The following is a 23,146-nucleotide window of genomic DNA, read 5'->3' as shown; positions in this document are numbered from 1 at the left end:
CTCCTTGTTAATGACCATTACCATAAAAAATGGTATACAATAAATTTTTACAAACACAATTTATCTCAGCTTTTTTACAATTTCCTTTAACTCAGGCAAGACCTCCTCTCTAAAAAAAGGATTTTTTGCTATCCACCTGTTGTTTAGAGGACTTGGGTGGGCTATTGGGAAATATTCTGGCAAAAATTCTTTGTAAGATTTTATTGTTTCGGTTAAATTTTTCTTAAATTTATCCTTCAAATAAAACTTTTGAGCATAGGCTCCTATCAAAATGGTTAACTTTATATCCTTCAATTCATCTAATAATAGTGGATGGTATTCTTTTGCAATAAAAGATCTAGGAGCCTTGTCGCCCGATTTCCCCTTTCCAGGATAATAAAAATCCATTGGAATTATAGAAAAATCTTCACTATGGAGGACGTCTTCCGATATACCCAACCATTTGACAAGATTTTCCCCACTCTTATCATTAAATAAAATACCAGTTTCTTCAACCTTTTCCCCAGGAGCTTGCCCAATTATCAAAATTTTTGATTTTGGATTTAGCTGGAATATTGGGTTAATTCCTCTATTTATGTAGATTTCATTTCTGCTATCTTCTCTTAATTTTTTAATAATGAGTTTTTCTTTCATAATTTTGCCATCACCTTCATTAGAATTAGACCCTTACCAAGCTTTATGGCAAGTAACAATTTTCGTAAAAAATCTATTCTTAGCATAGTAAAACTTTTAACCTACATAAGATTATTACCCATTTTTGTCTTGACTCTAATCATGAATTGTATAATCTACTATCATTCCTTGTGATGTTAGATTTTCTTTTATAAATCTTTCGACTAGGTTTTTATTTTCACTTAAAGATAATTTTTTGCTAGTCCTATTATGAAGTGTCTTTTTAGTTGTGCATAAGAATTTTTTTCTGCCATTTCTACTTTATTCCATAAGGTCGACCTATAATTAAATTCTTTTGGTATGTGATCAGGCAATATTATATTTTTTACTAATACTTTTTTCTTTTCTTGTATAGTCGTAGGTTACTCCGTCCCATTCATTTTTTATTTTTTCTCCACTTATATATGCCGCACTTTGAACTGACCCTCAAAAGTTAGACCTAAAAACTAACTAAAGGAGGTCAGTTCATTTTAATATGCACATTTTGTTAGTCTTTTAGTTAGAAACTTACTACACAGTACTTCTACAATGTCTTTTACATCAGTACTCATGCGTTTTTGAATCTTTATTAGTTCTTGTTTGTGAATTATCCCCGCGTGTGCGGGTACATCGTAAGCATACAAGTTCCAGTTTCCAAGTTTTCGGGATCATCCCCGCGTGTGCGGGTACAACTTACTTCATCATTACAAACTGTAGCAGCAGATGGGATCATCCCCGCGTGTGCGGGTACAACATTTCTTGCTTGCACGTCTTTGTGCTTCACTTGGGATCATCCCCGCGTGTGCGGGTACAACATGTTTATGCTTATTTCAGTGTCCTTTTGAACGGGATCATCCCCGCGTGTGCGGGTACAACGTACTAATTCGCTGAAGAATGCTAGAAAAGTTGGGATCATCCCCGCGTGTGCGGGTACAACGGAGCAAGCACGACAAATATACCATCTAACACAGGATCATCCCCGCGTGTGCGGGTACAACTAGTGGCAGGGTACTAAAAGCATCAAACGAACAGGATCATCCCCGCGTGTGCGGGTACAACTTTTATATAGTCAAGAAAACAAAAACCAATACAGGATCATCCCCGCGTGTGCGGGTACAACTTAAAATAATAGCAACTCACGACGGAAGTTTTGGGATCATCCCCGCGTGTGCGGGTACAACCCCAACCTTGAGCAATTGCTCCTTGTAAACCTGGGATCATCCCCGCGTGTGCGGGTACAACACAGGAGACACGATAAAGCTGTATGATGACGTGGGATCATCCCCGCGTGTGCGGGTACAACATATTTCATCATTTTTGATTATACTTTCTCTTAGGATCATCCCCGCGTGTGCGGGTACAACTAGTGGAAATGGATTCAGTTGTGGTGTTAATGGGGATCATCCCCGCGTGTGCGGGTACAACACAATGCTTGATTTCTGCCTTCTCCCTCACTCAGGATCATCCCCGAGTGTGCGGGTACAACTGTAATAAACGAAATATAAAACCATCATTTGCAGGATCATCCCCGCGTGTGCGGGTACAACTACAATCTTGAATTAATGTTTTTCCTAATCCTAGGATCATCCCCGCGTGTGCGGGTACAACTACTCAAAATATTTGGAACAAAGAAAAGAATGGGGATCATCCCCGCGTGTGCGGGTACAACTGAGCTGGAGAGACGAGGGTATTTCAAAAATTAGGATCATCCCCGCGTGTGCGGGTACAACTGAGCTGGAGAGACGAGGGTATTTCAAAAATTAGGATCATCCCCGCGTGTGCGGGTACAACGTCAACTAATCCTGTTGATTGCATTAGTTCATAGGATCATCCCCGCGTGTGCGGGTACAACTAAAATGTTTCTGTTGTATCTTTATCAGTTTTGGGATCATCCCCGCGTGTGCGGGTACAACTTTTGTATTTTCAATTGCATTTGCAAGTGTTCGGGATCATCCCCGCGTGTGCGGGTACAACGGCAGAAAAACTTAATTAATCATATATTGGCTAGGATCATCCCCGCGTGTGCGGGTACAACCTTCTTGAGTTGTAATAGGTTTAAATTCTCCCAGGATCATCCCCGCGTGTGCGGGTACAACTTCAAAATTCTATGAATAATTTGGGAAGTAGCAGGATCATCCCCGCGTGTGCGGGTACAACGACTAAATCTTGAACATAACTATCGTAGAAATGGGATCATCCCCGCGTGTGCGGGTACAACATCAACTGCCTCTTTTAACTGCTCATAAACCGAGGATCATCCCCGCGTGTGCGGGTACAACTGAGTGAGCCGATTGATTGGGCTGAGGGACTTGGGATCATCCCCGCGTGTGCGGGTACAACAGCTAAAAAGAATAATTGCAAGGTTGAGGACGGGGATCATCCCCGCGTGTGCGGGTACAACCAGCAGAAAACACAAGCGATTACGAATACGTCGGGATCATCCCCGCGTGTGCGGGTACAACAATCGAACCTACGCAGCATTACTGCCCTAGTTGGGATCATCCCCGCGTGTGCGGGTACAACTTTGCATTTGGAAATCCAGCTCTTATAACTCTGGGATCATCCCCGCGTGTGCGGGTACAACCCTTGTAGTCGGATTCCCATTTTGCCTTAGCCGGGATCATCCCCGCGTGTGCGGGTACAACATGTTAAAGGTTATAAGATGCTAATGGATACAAGGATCATCCCCGCGTGTGCGGGTACAACAAGTATACGAGAGGAGAGATTATGAACAATTCAGGATCATCCCCGCGTGTGCGGGTACAACAAGATAATGGAAAAATGATTGTAATTCAATACGGGATCATCCCCGCGTGTGCGGGTACAACAGTAAAAAACCCCATAAATTTAGCGATTCAATTCTTTATCGATTCTGTTTTTCAATCAATTTGATTTTATTTTTAATTATATATCATCCTGATTACTTTTTCATCCTGTCTACAAATTTTTTAATTTTCAAAGCTAATTCTAGTTCTAATTTTGCATCCTCTAATGCTCTATGAGGAACTTTTTTCTCGATTTTGTATTGCTTAATAACCGATTGAAGTTTATAGTTGTCTAAAAACTGTTTTTCTTTTTTTACGTACGATAGCAAATCTATTGCTTCATTTGTGATTTTTTCAATTCCAATTTTTTTACACGTTTGATTGATAAATCTCATATCGAAATCAATAACATAACCAACTATCGGGACTTGTCCAATAAATTCTTTTAGCTCTATAATGGACATTTCGATGTCTTTTCCTTTATCAAGCATTTTTTCTGTAATTCCTGTTATATTTGTGATTTCTTTAGACAATTTGCCATTAAGTTTTATTAGCCTGTGGAATGTATCTGTTTTAGATTCAAAATATTTTATTGCACCTATTTCTATTATTTCATTCTCATTTTCATCTAATCCAGTCGTCTCAATATCAAGCACTACGAATGGTTTTAGTTGTGATGTATATTTTTTTGATTTTTCAGAATGAAATTTCTTTGACTTACGATAGTTTGACGCTTTGCTAAATCCATAATCTATTTCATTTTCTAATTTTTCTTGTATTAAAACTAACGGAATCCCATCTGAATCAATAACTTGTCTTTGAGTATTATACGTTTGAAAATCATATCCTATTTCATTTCTGTATGAATAACTCAAAGTAGCTTGTCCACAATCTACATTTTCAACTACCCTTTTCCAAAGTTGTTCTCTTACTTTAGAATTGAAGTTGCCTACATAAACACCTGTTGCAATTTCTTGCATCCATTTTGTGAGATCTCCTTTAAGCGATAATGGTACTGTTTGAAGTGTAATAACCGTGAAAGGCATTATTCTCTCTCCTCATAATTTACTCCATACCTAGCAAGTTTTTCTTTGTCATCCCACAAATTTATGGTATCAATAAGCATTTGCTCATCTGATTTTACATCCATCAAGTACTGTAAATCATGAACTATTCTTTGCATCAATTTACCATCTACCATGTAATCTCTGACTTTTTTTCTTGCTATTCCACCTATATCTTCATCTGCTTTGCATTCTTTTGCAATGTCAAATGCTATTGGAATAGTTAGCTCAGATTTATACAGATCTGCAATGTCATATACAAAAGATAAATCGTGTCCTGTATGAACAAATCCAAGTCCTGGTGACATACCTATTGCAACTATGACGCTGTGTACCACTCCATATAATGCTACATTAGCCGCTGATAAAGCTTTGTTCACTACATTACTATTTTCAAAATCGTCAGGATTGTATTCTCTCTTATCCCACACAACTCCTGTTCGTTTTGAATTATCACGATAAATTTTTCTAACTCTCGCTCCTTCTCGTCCCCTAAGTTGCTGCATCGAAAGTTTTGAAACATCTTCATTTTCAAACCTCATTTGATACATTTTCCTAGCCACCGCAACTCTTGTTCTAGTATTTGTTACAAGTTTTGCTTGCTGTTCCAAAAATTTTGTAGAATGAGCGAGTGATCTGCCATGAGCGTATTGTCGTACTCCTCTTTCTCCAACCCAAATCATGCTAGTTCCTGTATCACCAATTAATTCAACCGCTCTGTGAGATATATCAGTTCCAGGGCCAAGTATCAAAACACCGACCATTGCAGCCGGTATCTTGATAGTTCCCCTGCTATCGACGACAGTAATTGCACTATCATGTCTATTTATTTTAGCATGCTCTACATAAATGAAACTAACTCGATCTGATATTTTTGGTAGTTCAATAAGCTTTGTTTTCCTTGCACCATTTTTTTCCATCATTGTATAGTATTATCCTATGGGAATTACAGTCATCATTCCAAAGCCATAAGCTTTTTTCTTCCCAATTCCTTCTGTTAATGTATTGATAAATTTTTCTTCATCAGTTACAACTAGATTTCCTTCATAAGTAGCCATCGCCAAATCTAATGGTTTCATGTTCTTCTTTTGTAACTTTTCAAATCCTTTTTCTACAACTACAAAATCATCTTCTTCAACTTTAAATCCATTTTTTTCAGAACGATCTATGAGAAAACTAACCAACTCTTCTTGATTTACAATTGGAAATAATCTTCCTCTTTTAAGACCCGCCTTTTTACCTTCTTGTGAATCTGATTTAACAGTGTTAAGTTTTACGCGAAATCTCATTTTCCCGCCAGTTTTGATTGAATTTAGAAACTTATCATAGTCTTTTACTTGACCTGTTCCTGATACTCCATATCGTTCCAAGCCTTCTTTTTCAGGATTATCTTCGCTTACAATAACTGGTTTGTTTTCACTCACGATTAGGAGATAATATTTGTCATTCAATCGATCAATTCTCCAAAGTTTTCTTGTGCGATTTCCTAATTCGAAGTCTTCGGGAAAGCTTCGTTCAACCCAATCATGATATGCCCCTAGATGCGTTAGTTTTCTTGTTTTCATTCTATTATCAAAGTCAATTTCAACTCTAGATAGATACATCTTCGCCTCCGATTTCCATAAATACGTCGTGTTCTGTAGAAATTGATTGAGCTACATATTCATCATTTTTTATTTTGATATCAAATCTATTTTCAAATCTATAATCAAATTTCCTATTTTTTTGAGAAAAAGATTTTACATTATCTCGTCTTTGTTTGATATTTTTATTTTCCAATAAATTATAGTCACAATATCCATTGAGATTTATTACATCTTTGTGTCTAAAAGTTTTTTTGTACCATTTAGCAGCTTGCCATTCTAATTTAATTATTGAAGATATAACATCTTCATCAGTATTTTTAATATAAAAATCATATGCAACTGGGCATGATCTTCTTCCCATAAAGTAAGCGTAATACGGTTTTTTTAATGCATTATCAATTTTTCTCATTAATTCATCGTCTTCACTTCCAATAGCCACAACTGATACTGAATCTTCCAAATAATAGCGATTAGTGACATAATTTCTATCTAAATCTCCATTTTTCTTGTATTTCTGTGCAATATGATAATCTTGCAGCAAACTACCTTTTTGATCAACTCTTGTAGCAAAACTCAACCCATCAAGTTGTCTAAGGTTTTCATCATCCTCTCTGTTTATTCCTAGACTTGCTGCTATTAATCCTATTACGGCACTTTTTGATGGATGGAAATCTGTGAATCTACTTTCAAAATGCGAATTTGTACCCCATGATTGAAGAGGTCCTGCAAATTTTAATAAAATAGTCTTCACATCACACCTACTTTTCTTCTATTTCTAAATCTTCTACCTTTTCTGCGATAATTTCTCCAATATCTTCAATCAAACTTCTAAGTGAGTTTTCTTTTGTTATTGTATCTTTAATATCTACATTTTCAGTACTTAAATATAATGATTTAACAGGTTTTTCTACAAATGTTTCTACTTTTTCAAACTCTTCTAATAGCTTATTAATAGATTTATCTACGTAACCATCATTTGATTTAACGGGAACTTCAAAAGCACTAACAAGGTTAACTGGTCTATCTGTTCTTAATGTTACCAAGATTGCTTGTGGTAATGTTTGATTGGCAAATGTATTTACCTTCCCAGTTGGAAGGGAGTTAGTAAATGCTTCTATTAATAATTTTATAGCATTTATTGTAGCTTGTTTATCTTTTAATTGATTTAATAGTTGATGAACGGAAACATTTGCGTATCTATAAAGTGTAGATGAGTTAAACTCAATAGTTCCTAGCATTCCTGCTCCTGCATTATCTTCTGGTGCAGAATCATCAACTGCTGTATAGAAGTCAAATTCAGTTTGCACTGCATGTGTAGATATTGAGTGAGCAAATTGAGAAGATGCATCTTCATTTAGTGAAGGATCATCTGCTACCATTCTTCCAAATAATGCTATATCTATTGCTGGATTTTGTTTTAATAAAGCTTGCAATGTCTTTTTGTCCTTTTGTCCATCAATCGCAGCTTTTGCCAGTGATTTTGCTTGCTCATCACCTAAGAAGAAAAGTGCCTTAGCTTTTTGATCTGATGTTTTAACTCCAGCTGCATTTATAACTTTATCTGCCATATCCATAGATTTTTCAAGGTCTATTTCTTGATCCATTTCTCTGATTTTTCTTGCTACATAAGAAACTATATGCTTAGTTCTTATCCCTACATTTGATTTATCTCCATTTTCATTGAAATATTCTCTTATAGATTTTTTCCAACTTTGTGAACTTACTCTAGCTCTTCTTACACCACCGTATTGTGCTGTTTTAGGACTTCCAGTATCGTCTCTATTAATATTTGATGGTGGTAGTGTTTGTATTGCATGCAAATCTAAGTATAATCTGTTCATTTTTGATCTCCTTTTAATTTTGTTCTATATTGTCGTCTTCAACTTTTATATTTCTTCCATAATAAGTTCTTGCCCAAGTTAATCTTATATCGTCTTGATATCCTAGTAAAAACTTATATAAATCTTTTGCTAGTCTTGAGTAATTTATTTTTGTTTTTTTTGAATTAGATTTTAATAATTTTATCATTTGTCTTAGGTGATGTAATAGCTCTTCAAATGTAGATGAAGTTATCATCGCATTAAACCTTCGATCAATAGAATTTTTGTTTTCAGAATTTCTTAAACTTGCCAAGGAATATCCTATGTTTTCCCAATATTCTCCATCCTGATAATCTACAGATTCGTGTTGGCCTTGTTGATGAATTGCGTATAATTCAAGTGCAGATACAATCGCTCTTTCTTCGTAAGTTAGTTTACTGCTTTTTCCCAAGAACTCTTCATCAATATCTTCAAATACAAAACTCCAAGCTTCAATGCTATTACTTGAATTAGTTGACGTTGCTTTCCTTAGACTTGCAAGTTTAGCTTTTGTAGATGATAATTCCAAGTTGTTAGATAACTTTTGTATTAATTTAGATGTGGATGAATATACTCTGTCAATTCTTGACGGATTTTTTTTATTGTTATCAACTTCCATTTATGCTCCTTCCTTTATATTTAAAGTTTTTAATAAAAAATGTCTAAAACTACTGTACGCTGTAGCTATATTCAGTATTTTATCGTTCTTTTCAATTCCCATATAATCTCTATTTCCTGCCTGTTTTAGAATTATATCTGCTTGTTTTAATATCAGAGTTTTTAGTTCTTTTCTCCATTCAATAATTTTATCTGGAATTTGTTCATTAGAATCTATTGAAGATATCCAGTCTTTAAATGGTTGATCGATTAAGAAATACATTTCTTCAACTTTATCATCTACAAATTTTCTAGATTCTAAATTTCTAATTTCTTTTATATTATTGATAAATGTTCGATAAGTTCCAACTGCTTTTTTCGTCTGTTCGACAATATTTTCAATTCTTATAACTGCACCATCATCATCCAAATCGGTTAATATATCTTCTTTTACATTTAAAGTATCATATATTTCGTTAACCGGAACCCAGGATGTAGCGTTTCCATCATCTTGCATACTTATGGCCTTAACAGATACTCTATAATCTTCTCCTATTAGTTTTTTAATTAATTCAAACCATTGAATTATCCCAGGAGCTTTAGAATTATCTTCATCATCAGCTTTCAATGAAATTAACCCAAAATTTCGCCACAAAGATTTCCCAATCTGATGTTTACGCGGTGTAAAAGTTCCTTTATTTTCCCCATCTTTATTGTATCTCCATGTTGTCATTGGCTCTAAAAATTGATTTTGATGATTTAAATCCGGCAATTTCACGATACTAAAGTAAAAAGGCTCATTAATATTTGTATTCGGATCTATGTGAATCGCTCTCGCCCATAATGTGTAAAGTTCTGCTATATTGTCTACACTTACATTTGTATTCATGTTTACAAAAGTCATATACTTTTCCAATAACTCTTCAGATTCATACTCCCAGCATGGTTTTTGAATTTTGCCATTAAATTCTTCTTCGGGGTGAACTATCAGCATATTCAACATCAAAGTCTCGAACAAATTATTACCTTCAAGATATATTCCTCCCAAATCAAATATCCAACCTTTAGATGATTTATATTTTTCTTTACCAAAAATCACCTTATCAGATAATCCGCAGTATCCATGGAATGTTATAAGCCATCTAGCAATTTCATCTTCTGATAAAATAGCTTTGTTATTATTTGACTCATATTTTGGTGAAAATAAAGCAACTTTATTTCCACTTTCTGATATTAACCTATTAATATTCTTTCCAGATATAGAACTCGCATTAGCTTTATTAATTTTATCTTCAGCAATATCACTAGCTTTTACTTGAAAAAACGGATAATCTGTATCGAATAAGAAAAATCTATCATGCCAATTATCTAAATAATCATACAAGCATTGAGTAAATGTTTCGTTTTCCCACATTTTTTTCCATGTGATTATTAAATTATTTTTGTAATCTCTAAGTTCTTCGGAATCTTCTATATCCTCTTTTTGCCTAAATTTTTCATCTAGTTGTATTTCGGGATAAATTTCAGATTCATAATCATACCTTGAATAAACCGTCTGTAAGATTGCTAATAGAATTCTGAGTACGACAAAATCTTGAGTCGGTGAATCTGTTGATAATGATTTGATTTTGTCAGCATCTTGAAATATTTCTCTTATAGATAGCGTCTTATTTTCTCCACTATTCTTATAAATTACAGGAATCCAACCTTCATCAATCAAATTAAATTGTCCCATTTTTCACATCCTTTCTTTTTGTATATGATAATCCACATTCTTTTGAATAATGCAGAATAAATCCATTCTGTAAGTCTACATAACCATTCTCATCAAATATAATTGCCAAGCTTGATTTGAGCCATTGAGATTTTTGCCAATCTGACAAATTTTTTATTTTAAATTCTTCTAATTTTCTTATTGTTCTGTCAATATTGTAATTTTTCGTCAAAGCCACCGGTAATGTTATTGTTTGTTTTGCTATTTCCTTTGCGACTTTGAAATCTGAAATTTTATTAGATAAATCTTCACCACTTCCAAATAATCCATATCCATTTCCCGTTTTTTGTAAAGCTATAACTTCTATAGTTTCATTTGTATCACGAACTTGTGCATAGGCTGTTTCTTCCGACAAATTAGTACAAACTCCGTTTGACCAATCTATTAGTGTAGAAGAATCAAAAATACTAGATTCGTATAATGGCTCCTTTAATCTAAAAGTATTCGCCTTTAGTTTTTTCAGTTTCAAAAATTCATCGTGTTTTATCTTCAAATTATTAAATGTAGAGTTTAAATCATTGCTGTTAAAGTCAATTTCTTTATCTGAATAGACATTTTGGACTAATTTAGATATGTCGTCTGGTACTTTCAATGAATCTTGAAGAAAATACTGAGTTCTTGCCAGAATATAATTATCATAAATAAATCCAGCTCCAGAATCGAAATCTAAATTATCGCTAAGTCCCGTCACGTAACACACCGGTGTAGAGTAATTAGTTGGTCTTTTAATATCATGTCTCCATAATCTTCCTATTCTTTGAATTAATAAATCCATTGGAGCAATTTCTGTAATCAAAACATCAAAGTCAATATCTAATGATTGTTCAATCACCTGTGTCCCGATAATAATTTTTTTGTGTGGTCTTACAGCATCTTTCCCTATCATTTTTACTAGATTATCCTCTTTTTTTATTCTATCCGTAGCTATGAATGCTGAATGGAGAACCTCTACCAAATCATCTCCGTAAATTTTTTCAAATTCCGAGTATAACTCCTGAGATTTTTTGACTGTATTTACAATAATTCCTATTATTCCACCATTTGCAATTAATTTATCAACTAATTCTGTAATATTGTCACTGTTTTGTTTTATAATTGTAACAGTTTTTGTTTCATTTTTATCTTTTGGAAAATTTAGTTCTTGTTTTATCTCGTCACCATCATTGTAAGTTATTAGCGGATAAGCATCAGTATATAAGCTTTCTGGCTTATTTAACTTCTTCCAACGATAACCCGCTCCTTCCATGTAATTTCGGATTAAATCTTTTCTCTTTTCAGATGGCAATGTTGCAGATAAAATTACAACAGGAATATTGTATGCCCCCATCCATTTTACAGCCATATATAAAAACTGGGACATATAGCTATCATAGGCATGTACTTCATCTAATACGACAACCTTTTTGCTGAAACCTAAGTGTCTTAACGCTAAATGTTTTTGTTTCAGCGCTACCATTAAGAATTGATCCACAGTCCCTACAACAAAATCATCCAAAACGGCAGTTTTTCTTCCACTAAACCATTCATTTACAATAACGCTTTCATTTATATTATCATCTATATTTACACACTTTGCAATATCGTTGAAAACATCATTTAATTCTGCCTTGCCATGTTTTAAACGGATCGACGCTTTCATGTCACTTGCTTGTAACATTTCATGTAGCCAATCATTAACACGAGGAAACATTCCATTTGATGTAGCCTGTGTAGGTAAACCGAAAAACATACCACTGCATTGATTCTTGTAAGCAAGTTGCTCAGTCGCTACCAAAGCAGCTTCCGTTTTACCAATTCCCATAGGAGCTTCGAAAATAATAATCCCAGGATTTGAAGTTTCATCAATCGTTTCTGTTAGAACTTTCTGAGCTGAGCGAGGATTTTTAAATCCAAATCTTTTATCATATATAGTATCTACATTAATTTCATTTGAAACTCTCCATAAATCGGACTTCTCCCAATTCATCCAGCCATTATGTAATCTTTCCTCTAAACTTGTAATAGAGTCTTGCTCAATATCAATCAATGGAAAATACTTTTCATTACTGGAAATCCAATCCGCCATAATCAAAAGGCCTGAAACAATAACAGCCGCAGGTTGAGTTATATTAGGAATATTTTTTATACTATAATACCCAGATTTTTCAAGAGCCCAATTTAAGATTTCTACCTGGGATTTATCCCACAATTTAGAATTTGTAGATCCTATTTGATTATAATTCTCTCCATATGTTTTCATTTGAGACTTATGATGATCATTACTAGAAAGTGGAATCCCGTGGTGTGCTCCAACAATAGATGCAACATCTTCTGAAACACCATAACTTTCTAAAAGAACTTCTGATGCCATAGCATGTTTTGTCTTTGACATGTCAGGTAACTTTAAGTCTTCTAATTTTTCAAATCCTATTAGTTCAAGCTTTTCACGTAAAATATCATCTAAATCCTTCAAATTGCTATTAACTGATTTTAGTTGAAATGCAGGAATTCCCTTTCCTAAATCATGCGTCAAGGCGACAAATTTAATAAGTTTTTCTGAATCCAAATCCCCGTTACTTAAACTTTCCTCAATAATTTTCTTCTGTTTATCACTCAGCCATCTTCTCCACAGCATAAGCATTACAAATTGTGTATCCAGTAAATGCTGAGTTAATGGCAGCCATTTGTATAATCCAGACATCGATTCGGACTTCTTTGCCCAAAAATTGTCAGCTAACATAATCTCCTCCGTTATGATAATTTTATTTTAATTAATATTATACTCTCACTCTAATTTTATGCTAATTATATCACACTACCATTGTTTTTAATTTCTTATTAAAAATATAAGAACAAATTGTGCAAATCACAAAAATTAGTGGTGCTATTCTGACAAATCCCCATTCGAAACTTTGCAATATGAATTTCATTACTGCTGTGTTTGAGTCTGTCGTGTCCCATTGTAAATAGCTGCTTTTCATGAAAAACAACACTAAGAATACAAAAACAATTAAAACATCAACTACGATAAAGATATTTCTGTAAATCGTAATTTTCTTTTGTTTATTTTCGAAAAATTGCATATTTATTTCTTCGAGTTTCTCCGATATTTTATCTAATTCTGTTTGTTGTGTTTCTTCTATATTTTCACCTAATAGAACGCTTACAGATGTGTGTAAGATTTCCGATAAATTTATCAAAGAATCAGAATCGGGAACGGACAATCCTCTCTCCCATTTTGAAACTGTCTGTCTGACAACATGCATTTCATTAGCTAACTGTTCCTGTGACAATCCATTTTGTTTTCTTAGTGATTTAATATTTTCATTCAACATTTTTATCTCTTCTTTCTATGCCACAATAATACAATAATTCCTGCCGTTGCCTCAAGAAACTAAAATTAACATAACATAATTCTATGATTCTCAGCGTTAATCACTAAGTTAATATAACTTGCGTATTCGTGATATAAATGATAAATAATTATTAGCTTCAAAATATTATATCATAAATATTCACCGCGACTATTTTAATGAGTTTATTTCATTCCTAGTACAACATTTTTCCCACGTAAAAAGGACAAGCCTACGCTTATCCTTTAATCAATAATTCTTCTTATCCAAATGTCCGACATATCCCAAACCATTCAAAATACTAGATTTTATTCTTTAGAGTATCACTAAATCCATCTAATTATAGGACATTTTCAAATTTTTGGTCCAGTCCCAGTACCTTAGAATTATAATTTGTAGATCTATAATTATTAAATCTATCATGTAGATTTTTTAGTTTGGAATCATTTTCTATTTTTTTAAAAACATTGTCTCATTTTCATATAAGCTTACGTGCTCTTCCATTTTGTTTCTTATTCTTTTAAAAATATCCAAATGAATTTCGTGAGTAAAATTTTCTATTAAAATTTCATAACTATCATCAAAAAATTCTTTTATGCTTTTTTTAGCACTTATGTCTGCCATTGTGTATATTATAAAAATTCCTTGTAAAATCTCTTTGGTAACCAATGGATCACCTGCTGAATAGGAAATTATCTGGCTGAAACCAAGATATAGTTCATCCTCCACAGAATAACTTTGATAAATTATTTTTACATTTTCGTCCTCTTTCATGATTATAAAATGATTGCCTGCAGATAATAGTTTCCCTAGCAATGATGACATTTTATTTATACACATTATTGCAGTATTTGGATCATTTGTTCCAGGGCTTAGGGCCATATTCGCGATTTCGGTTAAGTTTACAATTCCACGGTGATAATCTTCTTCTCTATTATTGTAAGCATTTATTATAAACAATGGACTTAATTTTTCTCTTAATTCTTTTTTATCATTATCATCTAACTCACATTGGAATATATTTAATTCTCCTAAGGTTTCGCCTTTGGTTGTGTATTCACCAATTCTCTTGTTTATAACAAGTTTTGTTTTTATACCATTAAGCTCTTTAAAAATCTCATCTGATTTTATTTCAAATAAATAACCTGAACTCTCAGCTACAATTGATAACTTTGTAGATTCGTCGCCTTCTTCATAATGCTTAGCTTTTTTTCTTAATTCTACCTCTTTATCAATAAGTTTCTCGCAATCATTAAAAATATTTTCTATAATATTTGATACTTTTAGATTATCAAGAACCTGTCTTGAGAAAGCGATAAAACTTAGCATCGCAATTATGGAATAAGCAATTCCAAGACTTCCAGCGATAACACGTTGGTCTGGAGCAATATCTTGCAATAATAGGATACTGATTACTGAATAGAAAAAGCCACTGACAAATATACCATATAAACCAAGAACTCCGGTCCTATCTATGAAACTCTGAAGCATCCTAGGTGATATGCTACTGCTATATTTATTAAGTACAGTGACAATAATTGTAAAACAAAAAGTACTTATAGTCAAAAATATTCCAGATATATTAGAAAGGAAATCTACCGAAACTTCAACCGACAGCAATAGTTGTTTGGGAATATAAGATTTAATTGCAATATATTGATAATCAAAAATCCAGGTAACTAAAAGAAGCGACACTGTTAAAATTAAAAATCTTGACATCCTTAAAAAATTCTTATGATTAAAAAACCACAATTTAATTTTGGACAACATATATCAATCCTCCTGTTTAAATATTGTAATTATTAAACTATATTATCATATACTTGATTTTTGTACAATATGAATTTATATATTTATATACTTGTCATTGAAAATTCACTGGCGATTTTCTCGCTTAGTGTTTCGGACTCAGATTTGTTTCATATCGAAAATGACCGATGCTTTAGCATCGGTCACCCTTAGAAGTAGATACTACTCCCATTCAATTGTTGCTGGTGGTTTACTTGTTATGTCGTAAACTATTCTATTGATATGGTCTACTTCGTTGATTATTCTTACTGAAGTTTTGTCTAATACTTCGTATGGGATTCTTGCCCAATCGGCTGTCATGAAGTCTGTTGTTGTTACGGCTCTTAGTGCTAATGTGTAGTCGTAAGTTCTGAAATCTCCCATCACTCCGACTGTTCTATTGTTAGTGATTACTGCGAAGTATTGGTTGATGTCTTTGTCGATTCCTGCTTTTGCAACTTCGTCTCTGAATATATAGTCTGCTTCACGCAACACTTCTAATTTTTCTTCAGTGATTTCTCCCATTACTCTGATTCCTAGTCCTGGTCCTGGGAATGGTTGACGATATACCAAATATTCTGGCATTTCTAATTCTAATCCCAATCTTCTAACTTCATCTTTGAATAAATCGCGAAGTGGTTCAATTAAATCTTTGAAATCAACTACATCAGGAAGTCCTCCAACGTTGTGGTGAGATTTGATAACTGATGCATCGCCTTGTCCAGATTCTATAACATCAGGATAAATTGTTCCTTGTGCTAAGAAATCCACAGATCCGATTTTCTTAGCTTCATCTTCAAATACTCTGATGAATTCTTCTCCGATGATTTTTCTCTTTTGTTCTGGATCTGATACTCCTTTTAATTTATCTAGGAATCTGTCTTTTGCATCTACTCTTACGAAGTTCAATTCGTCATTTTTGAATGCGGCTTCAACTTCGTCGCCTTCATTTTTTCTCATCAAACCGTGATCAACGAATACACATGTCAAGTTTTTGCCGATAGCTTTTGATAGAAGTGATGCACATACGGAACTGTCTACCCCACCTGATAATGCCAACAAAACTTTTTTGTCTCCGACAGTTTTTCTGATTTTTTGGATTTGTTCTTCCAAGAAGTTTTCCATTGTCCAATCTCCATCAGCTTTACAGATTTCATAAAGGAAGTTTTTGATAAGTATTTTACCTTCAACTGTATGGTTAACTTCTGGGTGATATTGAACAGCGTAGATTTTCTTGTCTTCATTTGCAATTGCTGCTACTGGGCAAGAATCCGTTATTTGAATGATGTCAAATCCTTCTGGTTTTTCTGATACGAAATCAGTGTGACTCATCCACACGATGCTTTCGTCGCTCATATCTTTTAAGATAGAACTTTGATTTGCAATTTTGGCATTAGTTTTACCAAATTCACGATTTTTTGCCTTTTCAACAACTCCACCAAAATCTTTGGAGATAAGTTGCATTCCGTAGCACATTCCCAAAATAGGAATATTTAATTCAAAAATTTCTTTGTCGATTTGTGGAGAATTTTCTTCGTAAACGCTGTTTGGTCCACCTGTAAAAATTATCCCTATTGGTTGTTTTTCTTTGATAACATCCAATGCTTTTTTGTAAGGAACAACTTCGCAGTACACGTTCAAATCTCTAACGCGGCGAGCGATTAGTTGATTATATTGTCCTCCAAAATCTACTACAATAACTAATTGATGTTTCATTTCTACTCCTAATTATTAGTTAAATATTTTTCTATATAGTCTTCGTAATTCATTGATACGTCACGATAAGTTCCGTCATCAAATATTTCAATAATTCTATTTGCAACAGAAGATACAAATTGGTGATCGAGTGATGTGAACAAAATGTTTGATTTGAATGTAATCAAACCGTTATTTACAGCTTCGATACTTTCCAAATCCAAATGGTTTGTAGGTTGGTCGAACACCAAAACGTTGGCTGGTGTTACCATCATTTTGGAAAACATCATTCTGACTTTTTCGCCCCCGCTAAGAACGTTGGCTTTCTTCAAAGCTTCGTCTCCTGAAAATAGCATCTTTCCCAAAAATCCTCTGATGTGAATTTCAGATTTTTCTTCGCTGAATTGTCTCAACCAATCAATCAAATTCAAATCGCAATCTTCGAAGAACCTAGTATTATCTTTTGGAAAATACGTGTGAGTTATAGTTTGTCCCCATTTGTATTCTCCTGTATAATCATCATCGTTTCCGTTGATTATTTCGAAGAATTTCGTGATGGCGATTTCGTTTCCGATGAATCCAATCTTATCTCCTTTGTTTACTCTGAAGCTCAAATTATCGATAAGCTTGTTGCCATTTTGTTCTACAGTCAAGTTTTCTACATTCAAAATTTCATTTCCAACTTCTCTTGAAAGTTCAAATCCAACGAATGGATAACGTCTACTAGATGGTTTAATGTCATCTAATGTGATTTTGTCTAAAAGTTTCTTCCTACTTGTAGCTTGCTTGGATTTTGATTTATTTGCAGAAAATCTTTGAATGAAATCTTGAAGTTCTTTGATTTTGTCTTCTTTTTTCTTGTTTTGTTCTTTTTGCATTCTAAGTGCAAGTTGGCTTGATTCATACCAGAAATCGTAGTTACCAACGAACATATTAATCTTTCCGTAGTCGACATCGACCATATGAGTGCACACTTCGTTTAAGAAATATCTATCGTGAGATACTATGATTACAATTCCTGGAAAATCCATCAGAAAATCTTGTAGCCACAATATTGCTTTTAAATCCAAACCATTTGTAGGTTCGTCTAGTAGCAATATTCCTGGATTTCCGAACAAAGCTTGTGCTAATAACACCTTTACCTTGTCAGATTCTTTCAAATCTTTCATCAACATAAAATGTTGTTGTGTCGTTATTCCCAAACCCTGCAGCAAAGATGAACTTTCCGCTTCTGCTTCATATCCTCCAAGTTCTTGGAATTCTGCTTCTAATTCCGCTGCTATCATTCCATCTTCATCGCTGAAATCTGGCTTCATGTATATAGCATCTTTTTCTTTTTGGATATCGTAAAGCTTTTTGTTTCCCATCAAAACTGTATCCATTACGCTGTTTTCTTCAAAAGCGTAGTGATCTTGATTAAGTTTCGATAATCTTGTGTTCTTATCTATCGTGACATTGCCTTTTGTAGGCTCTTTTTCTCCGGATAAAATTTTGAGGAATGTAGATTTCCCAGCACCATTCGCACCAATAACTCCGTAACAGTTACCTGGATTAAAAATTAGGTTAACATCCTCAAATAATTTTTTATCGGGGAATATGACACTTAAATTGTTAACTGTTAACATCTAAATCCCTCCAATACTCACATATTATACCATAAAAGTATTATCAAGTCTTGATAACACAATATTGGGATACATTTTTCAATTCAAAAACAACCATTTAATTTTGAAAAATAAATGGTTGTTAATTTTATAAATTTATATATTGGTCAATCCTTTTGGCAAATTTCCAATCGAAGCATCTTTTCCGAATTCACACACAGCTCTGATGTAGCTTTCAATGTTTTCAATTGGAGTGTTATCACAAACAGTACATCCTGCATTTAGGATGAAACCTTTTGGACTGTCTGACGCCTTTTGCAAAAGTGTTTTGACTTCGTTTCTCACAGTCTCTGGATCTGAATTCAATAGTATATCCATAGGCGCAATATTTCCTTCGATTATCATATTGTCGCCCAAACTATTTTTCAATTCTCCGATATCTTCGATATTGTCCACAGAAAATCTTGAAAAACTACTGTCCCTGAAATTTTCCCACACTTTATCTGTTTTGCCGCAGATATGAACCATAGGCTTAATTCCAGTGATTTCGTACACACTATCTGATAATTTTTCCATGTAAGGTTGAGTAAATTCATCGTATTGTTTCTTGCTTATGACATTCAACGAGGAAACTGGATCAGCAATTTTGAAAAAACATCCACCTATTTCTTCTGTAAAAATCTTTACAAATTCTATAGTATAATCTGTGCACATTTCCAACAGTCTTTTGATATCTTCCTTGTTTTTTCGAGTGTCACGAAGAAGTTTTTCCACAGGTCTAACTCCTGATGCTGTCGTAAGAGGTCCTGTCACAGCACCAAATATGGTGATTCCTCTCATTGCTTCTTTTGTTTTCTTAGCTTTTTCGATAAAATTTACAACAGTTTCGCTAGATTTTATATCGATATTTTCCATTTTGGAAAAATCTTTGTAATCATCAAGCGCATACACTGATGTCAATGAATCGCCTTTTTCAGTCATCTTGGTTTCACTTCCCAAAATGCTTCCAATTCCTTTTTGATCCATTCCTATATACATATAATCAATTCCATACAATGATTTTTTCAAATGAACCATATCAGTGTACAACCCAAAATCATTTAAAATATCTTTTTTGGAATATCCGGAGTTGATAGTCAGTGGAGTCTCCACATCAAAAAGATCGAAAGGATTTACATCCACGACATTTCCTTCCAAATATGATTGTAACCTGGAAGTATAAGTCATATTCAAAAGACCTTCATCAACAAATGAAATAAATTTTTTCGACATATTCTCCCTCACTTTATTGACCCACAATTATTTTTGAAAATTTTGATTAATTCCTACATTAGTCTAGATTAATCGCAACTTTTGTTTCTGTTTGTTTGCAAACTCCGCATTTTTTTGCTTTTGGATCTATTTTTTGTAATATTTCAAGAGATTTATCCACATCTTTTGCATCTACTACAACTACCATTCCAATTCCCATATTAAATGTGGAGAACATTTCTTTTGTTTCGACATTTCCCCATTCTTGAATAGCTTTGAACACAGGATCAATTTCTGATTCTTTTAAGTCAAATTCTATTCCTATATTTTCAGGCAACATTCTAGGCACGTTTTCGTACAATCCACCACCTGTGATGTGAGCAATTCCTTTGATTTGAACTTCTTTTAATAAAGCTGAGATTTCTTTTTCGTAAATTCTCGTAGGAACCAAAAGTCTTTCTCCAACTGTAGTATCTTCAAATTTGTCGGATAATTTCACATTTGCCATATCCAATGCCGCTCTTACAAGTGAAAATCCATTGCTGTGAACTCCGCTTGAAGACAAAGATATTGCAACGTCTCCTTCTTTGATGCTGCTTCCGTCAATTATTTTTTCGCGGTCTACGATTCCAACTGCAAATCCCGCCAAATCATAATCATTTTCTTTGTACAATCCTGGCATTTCAGCAGTTTCTCCGCCAATTAATGCACATTCTGATTGAGTGCAACCTTCCGCTACACCACGAACCAAATCCGCCATTTTTTCTGGTTTTAAACTTCCAGTAGCGATGTAATCCAAGAAAAACAATGGCTTTGCCCCTTGGCACAAAACATCATTAACACACATTGCAACCAAATCAATACCAACTGTATCGTGTTTGTCTAGTTCCATGGCTAATTTGATTTTTGTTCCAACGCCATCAGTTCCACTAACCAATACAGGTTCTTTCATATCGGAGATTTCTGGTTTAAATAAACCAGCAAATCCACCGATACCTGTTAGAACTTCTTTTCCATGAGTTTTCTTTACGATTTCTTTTATAATTTGAACTTCTTCGTAGCCTTTTTCTTTATCTACACCAGAATCTTTGTAAGTTAATCCCATTATATTTCTTCTAACTCCCTGTCAGAATCAATGACACCTTGTTTCATTTCTTCTTTGTAATCTTTTAATTTTTGAGCTAGTTTTTCGTCAGACAAAGCAATCATTTGAGCTGCTAAGATAGCTGCATTTTCTCCACCATCGATTGCTACAGTTGCAACTGGAACTCCTTTAGGCATTTGAACTATTGAAAACAAAGCATCCATTCCAGCAAGTGCAGATCCTTTTACAGGAATTCCTATAACTGGTTTTGTTGTCATTCCTGCTGTTACTCCACCTAAGTGTGCTGCTTTGCCAGCGATTGTGATGTAAACTTTGCAGTCGTCTTTTTCAACAGTTTCTTTTAAAACATCCAATGCTCTGTGTGCTGAAATAACTGATACTTCATAAGATAGATCAAATTTTTTCAACATTTTAGTAACTTTTTTTGCAACTTCAATATCTGAACTGCTTCCCATTATTAATCTAATATCCATTGTTTGCTCCTATTTTTTTGTATAGTTTGGAGATTCTCTAGTAATTGTAATATCATGTGGATGATTTTCTACAAGTGTTGCTGGAGAAATCTTCACGAATTTTGATTTTTCTTTTAATTCAACTAAGTCTTTGCTTCCTACATAACCCATACCTGAACGAAGTCCACCAACTAATTGATAAACAACTTCTGCAACAGATCCTTTGTAAGCAACTCTACCTTCTACTCCTTCTGGAACGTATTTTTTAGTGTTATTTTGGAAATATCTGTCTCCACTTCCAGCTTTCATAGCTCCAAGCGAACCCATTCCTCTGTATTCTTTGTATTGTCTACCTTCTAATACAACTAATTCTCCAGGACTTTCTTCAGTACCAGCGAACAAGCTACCTGCCATGATAACAGATGCACCTGCTGCTAATGCTTTTGTAATATCTCCTGAGTATTTAATACCACCATCGGCGATGATTGGAATACCGTGTTTATCAGCTTCTTTTGCACATTCGATTATAGCTGTCATTTGAGGAACACCTATACCTGTTACAACTCTTGTCGTACAAATAGATCCAGGTCCGATACCAACTTTAACACAATCTGCCCCAGCTTCTATCAAATCCCTTGTAGCATCTGCTGTTGCAACATTACCTGCGATAATTTGAAGATCTGGGAAAGCTTCTTTTAATTTTCTGACAGCATTCAAAACTCCTCTTGAATGACCGTGAGCTGTATCAATAGTTACGACATCAACTTTTGCATCTACTAAAGCTTGACATCTTTCAATCATATCATTAGTGATACCAACAGCTGCACCAACTAATAATCTTCCTTGTGAATCTCTTGCTGAATTTGGATATTGGATTGTTTTTTCAACATCTTTTGTAGTGATAAGACCTTTTAATTTGAAGTTTTCATCTACAATTGGAAGTTTTTCAATCTTAGCATTCATCATTTTTTCCAAGGCTTCATCCATTGATATGTTTTCGTGACCTGTTATTAAATTGTCCTTAGTCATAACATCTCCAATTGGAAGTTGTTCGTCCTTTACGAATCTAACATCTCTGTTAGTTAGGATTCCGACTAAAGTCATATCATCATTAACTATAGGTACACCGCTAATTCTGTAATGACTCATCAATTTCAAAGCATCAACGATTTTGTCATCTGCAGATAAGTAAAAAGGATCAGTAATTATTCCATTTTCTGAACGTTTAACTCTATCTACTTCTCTTGCTTGTTCTTCAATAGTCATGTTCTTGTGAATAATTCCGATCCCGCCTTGTCTCGCCATAGCGATAGCCATTTTTGACTCAGTTACAGTGTCCATTCCTGCTGACATCATAGGAATGTTCAATTCAATTTTTTTAGTTAATCTTGTTTTCAAGATAGTTTCATTAGGTAACACTTCTGATGGACCTGGTACTAGAAGTACGTCATCAAATGTTAATCCTTCGCCGATAAATTGCATAATACCCTCCTCATAAAATAAATAAAAACTTTGTTAAAAATTTTTAATGTTGAGAATAAATTTACCATACAAATGATCACAAGTCAAGCAAATTTATTCCTTTTATTTCTTTACAGCTATTATATCAGAAATACAAATTTT

17 protein-coding genes, 1 pseudogene and 1 CRISPR repeat array are annotated in these 23,146 nt (G+C 33.9%); all 18 genes and pseudogenes read right to left on the bottom strand.

The window, feature by feature from the left end; all coding sequences use genetic code 11:
• Nucleotides 1-60: 60 nt before the first annotated feature.
• The 18 genes and pseudogenes from ACU68W_RS04885 to guaB all read right to left on the bottom strand — a co-directional run bounded on the left by ACU68W_RS04885 (nucleotide 61) and on the right by guaB (nucleotide 23,005).
• Nucleotides 61-633: a uracil-DNA glycosylase family protein gene (locus tag ACU68W_RS04885; protein WP_446756193.1), complete on the bottom strand. Its 573-nt coding sequence runs from the start codon at nucleotides 631-633 to the stop codon at nucleotides 61-63.
• Nucleotides 634-771: 138 nt separating this feature from the next.
• Nucleotides 772-1,095: pseudogene (locus ACU68W_RS04880) on the bottom strand (MobA/MobL family protein); the annotation flags it as partial.
• A 160-nt stretch (nucleotides 1,096-1,255) separates the two neighbouring features.
• Nucleotides 1,256-3,479: a CRISPR direct-repeat array (repeat unit 28 nt; unit sequence GGATCATCCCCGCGTGTGCGGGTACAAC).
• A gap of 92 nt (nucleotides 3,480-3,571) precedes the next feature.
• A complete protein-coding gene (cas2e, locus tag ACU68W_RS04875; RefSeq protein ID WP_316512523.1) occupies nucleotides 3,572-4,462 on the bottom strand; it encodes a type I-E CRISPR-associated endoribonuclease Cas2e in 891 nt (296 codons plus the stop codon).
• Nucleotides 4,462-5,403 carry a type I-E CRISPR-associated endonuclease Cas1e gene (cas1e, locus tag ACU68W_RS04870; protein WP_446756192.1) on the bottom strand — a complete coding sequence of 314 codons (942 nt, stop codon included), beginning with the start codon at nucleotides 5,401-5,403 and terminating at the stop codon, nucleotides 4,462-4,464. Before cas1e ends, cas2e begins: the two co-directional genes overlap by 1 nt.
• A gap of 9 nt (nucleotides 5,404-5,412) precedes the next feature.
• Nucleotides 5,413-6,084, bottom strand: coding sequence for a type I-E CRISPR-associated protein Cas6/Cse3/CasE (cas6e, locus tag ACU68W_RS04865; RefSeq protein ID WP_446756191.1), 672 nt, complete (start codon nucleotides 6,082-6,084; stop codon nucleotides 5,413-5,415).
• Complete coding sequence (gene cas5e, locus ACU68W_RS04860; protein WP_227904782.1) at nucleotides 6,071-6,817, bottom strand: type I-E CRISPR-associated protein Cas5/CasD; 747 nt, start codon at nucleotides 6,815-6,817, stop codon at nucleotides 6,071-6,073. Before cas5e ends, cas6e begins: the two co-directional genes overlap by 14 nt.
• Nucleotides 6,818-6,824: 7 nt before the next feature.
• A complete protein-coding gene (gene cas7e / locus ACU68W_RS04855; protein ID WP_446756190.1) occupies nucleotides 6,825-7,907 on the bottom strand; it encodes a type I-E CRISPR-associated protein Cas7/Cse4/CasC in 1,083 nt (360 codons plus the stop codon).
• A 13-nt stretch (nucleotides 7,908-7,920) separates the two neighbouring features.
• Complete coding sequence (gene casB / locus ACU68W_RS04850; protein ID WP_316512512.1) at nucleotides 7,921-8,544, bottom strand: type I-E CRISPR-associated protein Cse2/CasB; 624 nt, start codon at nucleotides 8,542-8,544, stop codon at nucleotides 7,921-7,923.
• Complete coding sequence (locus ACU68W_RS04845; RefSeq protein ID WP_446756189.1) at nucleotides 8,545-10,257, bottom strand: type I-E CRISPR-associated protein Cse1/CasA; 1,713 nt, start codon at nucleotides 10,255-10,257, stop codon at nucleotides 8,545-8,547.
• Nucleotides 10,244-13,015, bottom strand: coding sequence for a CRISPR-associated helicase Cas3' (cas3, locus tag ACU68W_RS04840; RefSeq protein WP_446756188.1), 2,772 nt, complete (start codon nucleotides 13,013-13,015; stop codon nucleotides 10,244-10,246). Before cas3 ends, ACU68W_RS04845 begins: the two co-directional genes overlap by 14 nt.
• A gap of 70 nt (nucleotides 13,016-13,085) precedes the next feature.
• Nucleotides 13,086-13,610, bottom strand: coding sequence for a helix-turn-helix domain-containing protein (locus ACU68W_RS04835; protein WP_446756187.1), 525 nt, complete (start codon nucleotides 13,608-13,610; stop codon nucleotides 13,086-13,088).
• A gap of 468 nt (nucleotides 13,611-14,078) precedes the next feature.
• Nucleotides 14,079-15,398: a DUF2254 domain-containing protein gene (locus tag ACU68W_RS04830; RefSeq protein ID WP_446756186.1), complete on the bottom strand. Its 1,320-nt coding sequence runs from the start codon at nucleotides 15,396-15,398 to the stop codon at nucleotides 14,079-14,081.
• Nucleotides 15,399-15,599: 201 nt separating this feature from the next.
• Nucleotides 15,600-17,132, bottom strand: a complete 1,533-nt coding sequence (guaA, locus tag ACU68W_RS04825) for a glutamine-hydrolyzing GMP synthase (protein WP_154253836.1) — start codon at nucleotides 17,130-17,132, stop codon at nucleotides 15,600-15,602.
• 8 nt (nucleotides 17,133-17,140) lie between these two features.
• Nucleotides 17,141-18,736 carry an ABC-F family ATP-binding cassette domain-containing protein gene (locus tag ACU68W_RS04820; RefSeq protein ID WP_446756185.1) on the bottom strand — a complete coding sequence of 532 codons (1,596 nt, stop codon included), beginning with the start codon at nucleotides 18,734-18,736 and terminating at the stop codon, nucleotides 17,141-17,143.
• 135 nt (nucleotides 18,737-18,871) lie between these two features.
• Entirely contained in the window at nucleotides 18,872-19,987 is a 1,116-nt protein-coding gene (locus tag ACU68W_RS04815) for a uroporphyrinogen decarboxylase family protein (protein ID WP_094223148.1), read from the bottom strand.
• Between the two features lie 58 nt (nucleotides 19,988-20,045).
• Entirely contained in the window at nucleotides 20,046-21,071 is a 1,026-nt protein-coding gene (gene purM / locus ACU68W_RS04810; protein ID WP_094208221.1) for a phosphoribosylformylglycinamidine cyclo-ligase, read from the bottom strand.
• Nucleotides 21,071-21,544, bottom strand: coding sequence for a 5-(carboxyamino)imidazole ribonucleotide mutase (purE, locus tag ACU68W_RS04805; protein WP_094223147.1), 474 nt, complete (start codon nucleotides 21,542-21,544; stop codon nucleotides 21,071-21,073). The genes purM and purE overlap by 1 nt, the downstream gene beginning before the upstream one ends.
• A gap of 9 nt (nucleotides 21,545-21,553) precedes the next feature.
• Nucleotides 21,554-23,005 (bottom strand): IMP dehydrogenase, encoded by a 1,452-nt coding sequence (gene guaB / locus ACU68W_RS04800; RefSeq protein WP_094223146.1) that lies wholly within the window; start codon nucleotides 23,003-23,005, stop codon nucleotides 21,554-21,556.
• Between the last annotated feature and the right edge of the window lie 141 nt (nucleotides 23,006-23,146).

The organism is Finegoldia sp. P2-F-LR (assembly GCF_052932265.1).
This window is presented reverse-complemented; position numbering and strand designations above follow the sequence as displayed.